The sequence below is a fragment of the Phormidium sp. CCY1219 genome (genome assembly GCF_055795085.1).
Window position 1 is genome coordinate 1 of the sequence record NZ_JAYFEQ010000967.1, and the last position, 3,129, is coordinate 3,129.

At 49.5% G+C, this 3,129-nt stretch carries 1 protein-coding gene; it reads right to left on the reverse strand.

The features are described 5' to 3' along the window. Nucleotides 1-683: 683 nt before the first annotated feature. On the reverse strand, nt 684-3,129 hold a 2,446-nt coding region (locus tag AC0QH1_RS31130), incomplete at its 5' end, for a cadherin-like domain-containing protein (protein ID WP_324635325.1).

Consider the following 3,129-nt stretch of genomic DNA (forward strand, 5'->3'; position numbering starts at 1 on the left):
TGTCACGATTCGCATTTTCTGGCCGCATAACACACCCTACCTATTATGGTGTCGCCCCCGGTAGGGTGTGTTGCGGCATCGATAAATTATGGATTTTCACGACAAATATTGACCTAGCCGCAACGCACCGCCCCCACCAACAAACCCCATTAATAAATATGTGAATTTAACCCAAAATTCAGACGGTGCGTTATGCGGAAATATGATTGATTTGTAACCATTGACATTTTCTGGCCGCATAACACACCCTACCTATGATGGTGTCGCCCCCGGTAGGGTGTGTTGCGGCGGGAATAAATGATGGGTTTTCACGAAAATATCGACATCGCCGCAACGCACCACCCCCACCAACAAATCCCATGAATAAATATGTGAATTCAACCCAAAATTGAATTCGGGGTTCCGTGGATGGTGCGATGATGATGTCAGAAATGAATGTGATGGTGGAAATGTGGGGGGCGGTGTTGACGGCGATTTCCATTTTCTGGTGGCGCACGAAGGTTGATTGTCGCCGCAACGCACCCTACCTAACTATCCGCTGCCAATCCATCACCTATCCATTGTCCATCCGCTGCCAACATCCGCTGCCAACTAGACAAAGAAACCGGGTTTCTTCTATGCACATCACAGTCATCTGTGGGATGTAAAGAAGAAACCCGGTACGAAAGGTTATCTGACGAACTTTACACCAAGACCGTAAAGTCAGCGCTGGTAATCAAACCAACATCAACACCCGTCAACGTCGCCAGCAACTCATTATTACTGGAAATCAAAGTATTGCCATTACTGCCAGTAATACTCAAATCGGCAAACGTCAGACCACCGGCTAAACCAATTTTGTCAGTTCCATCGATAAAATCGAGGACTTCATCAGAACCGAAACCAGATTGAATGGCAAAATAGTCCGTGCCATCGTTACCAATTAAAGTATCATTCCCGGCATCGCCATAAAGGAAGTCATCTCCGTCTTCACCCCAGAGGTAGTCATTGCCTTCGCCACCGAAGACCACATCATTATCGGCATTTCCGGTTAGGCTATCGTTGCCTTTATCGCCATAGATAATATCGGCCCCTTCATCGCCATGAATTAGGTCATTGCCTTGACCACCGTGGGCAGTATCGTTGCCAGTTCCCCCGGAAATCGAATCATTGCCCACATTGCCTTGGAGGTAATCATTGCCATCACCACCCAACAGCAAATCACCGGCATCACCAGAGACTAAATCGGGATTAGATGGCCCACCAAACAGGCTGTCATCACCCAAGTCGCCAGACAGAGAATCGCTACCCAGGTCGCCATACATTAGGTCATTGTCTTGACCACCGAAAGCAATATCATTACCTTGGCCACTATATATAATGTCATTGCCTTGGTTGCCATTGAGCAAGTCTGCCCCTTGGTTGCCGTAAAGTTCATCATTGCCCTCTTTACCGAATAGGACATCGTTACCTTGCAAGCCTCGGATAAAGTCGTTGCTACCGAGACCGCTGATGACATCCGAAGTCGGTTGACCATCAATATTATCAGCCCCATCATCTCCAACGGCAGTAAAGGCAATATTGGCTAAATCTACCGTGGGGAAAGGCGGAATTGGCGGTGGGACTGGTAAAGAACCGTTCTCGGTGGCATCAGTGGTGTCATCTGATGCCAGAATATTACCCAAGTTTGTGAATAAGGGAGTTTCACTGGTTGGGGCCGGGGCAACGGGTATTACATCAGTGTCCGTTGGTTGGTCAGTTGGTTGGTCTGCTGGACTATCTGTGGGACTATCCGCTGCTGGACTATCTGTGGGACTATCCGCTGCTGGACTATCTGTGGGACTATCCGCTGCTGGATTATCTGTGGGACTATCCGCTGCTGGACTATCTGTGGGACTATCCGCTGCTGGATTATCCGCTGCTGGATTATCTGTGGGACTATCCGCTGCTGGACTATCCGCTGCTGGATTATCAGTGGGACTATCCGCTGCTGGATTATCCGCTGCTGGAATATCCGCTTCATCCACGTCGGTGTTTGTCACCGTGACATCGGATAGGTCAAAGCCATCATAGTTGGCATCATTACTGCTGACAGTAGTGGTGATGGTATATTCCGTATCCCCATCATTGGTGTCATCGGTGACTCCGGTGACTGTCACGGTTTGCGGTGTATCCCAGCTATCCGCAGTAAAAGTTAGGGTTGACTGGGAAACAGTTCCTTCGGCGGTATTGCTGGACGCGAGAGCAATGGTGACATCTGCCGTCGGTTCGCTGTCGAGTACCACGGTAAAAGTGCCGGTTGCCCCTTCAGCAGTAGTTAGACTGGTTTCGCCGATGGTAATCCCTGGAGTATCTTCGTTGACCGCGTTAACAGTAATGGTGAAATTTTGGGTAGCAGAGGTATCCACACCACCATTGGCTGTGCCGCCATTATCTTGGACTGCCACATCAAAGGTGGAAGTCCCGGAAGCTTTAGCAGCAGGGGCGTAAGTCAAGTTGCCATTGGCATCTACTGCCGGGGCTGTGGCAAATAAGGCCGCGTTGCTGATGCTGCTGACGGTGTAAGTGGCCGTTTGACTGGTTTCGTCAGTTCCTCCCCCAGGGCTGAAAGTTGCCCAACCCGTTACCGTTTGGGTTCCAGTATCTTCGTTGACCGCCGTTGGATTAGTGGCAGTGAAGCTGGGTTGGTCGTTGACTGGAGTAATGGTCAAGTTAGCCGTTGCATCAGTGGCAGCATAAGCTGTGCCATCGTGGCCATTCCAAGTAAAGCTGACATTGCCGTTAAAATCAGCATCGGGAGTAAAGACCAAGTTGCCCAAGTCAGCGGCATTGATTTCTTGGTTGGCAGTGACAGCAGTTCCACTTAACTTCAGAGTTCCGTTACTGGGAAGGGAAGTTATTTTAAGAATGGATAAGCTGTCGCCATCTACATCAGTGAAAGCCGCAGTAAAGTCCGTGGCAGCAAAGGTGATGTCCGCATCTTCGTTACCCGACTTGCTGAGAGTGCTTAGGGTGGGCAGGTCGTTAAGGTCGTTAACGTTAATCGTTAATTCCTTCTGGACAGTCTCTCCTGCCGCATCTTGGGTTTGCACTCGGATATTGTAACTAGATTTAGTTTCAAAGTCCGGGGAACTGTTGATTTGCAGTTGG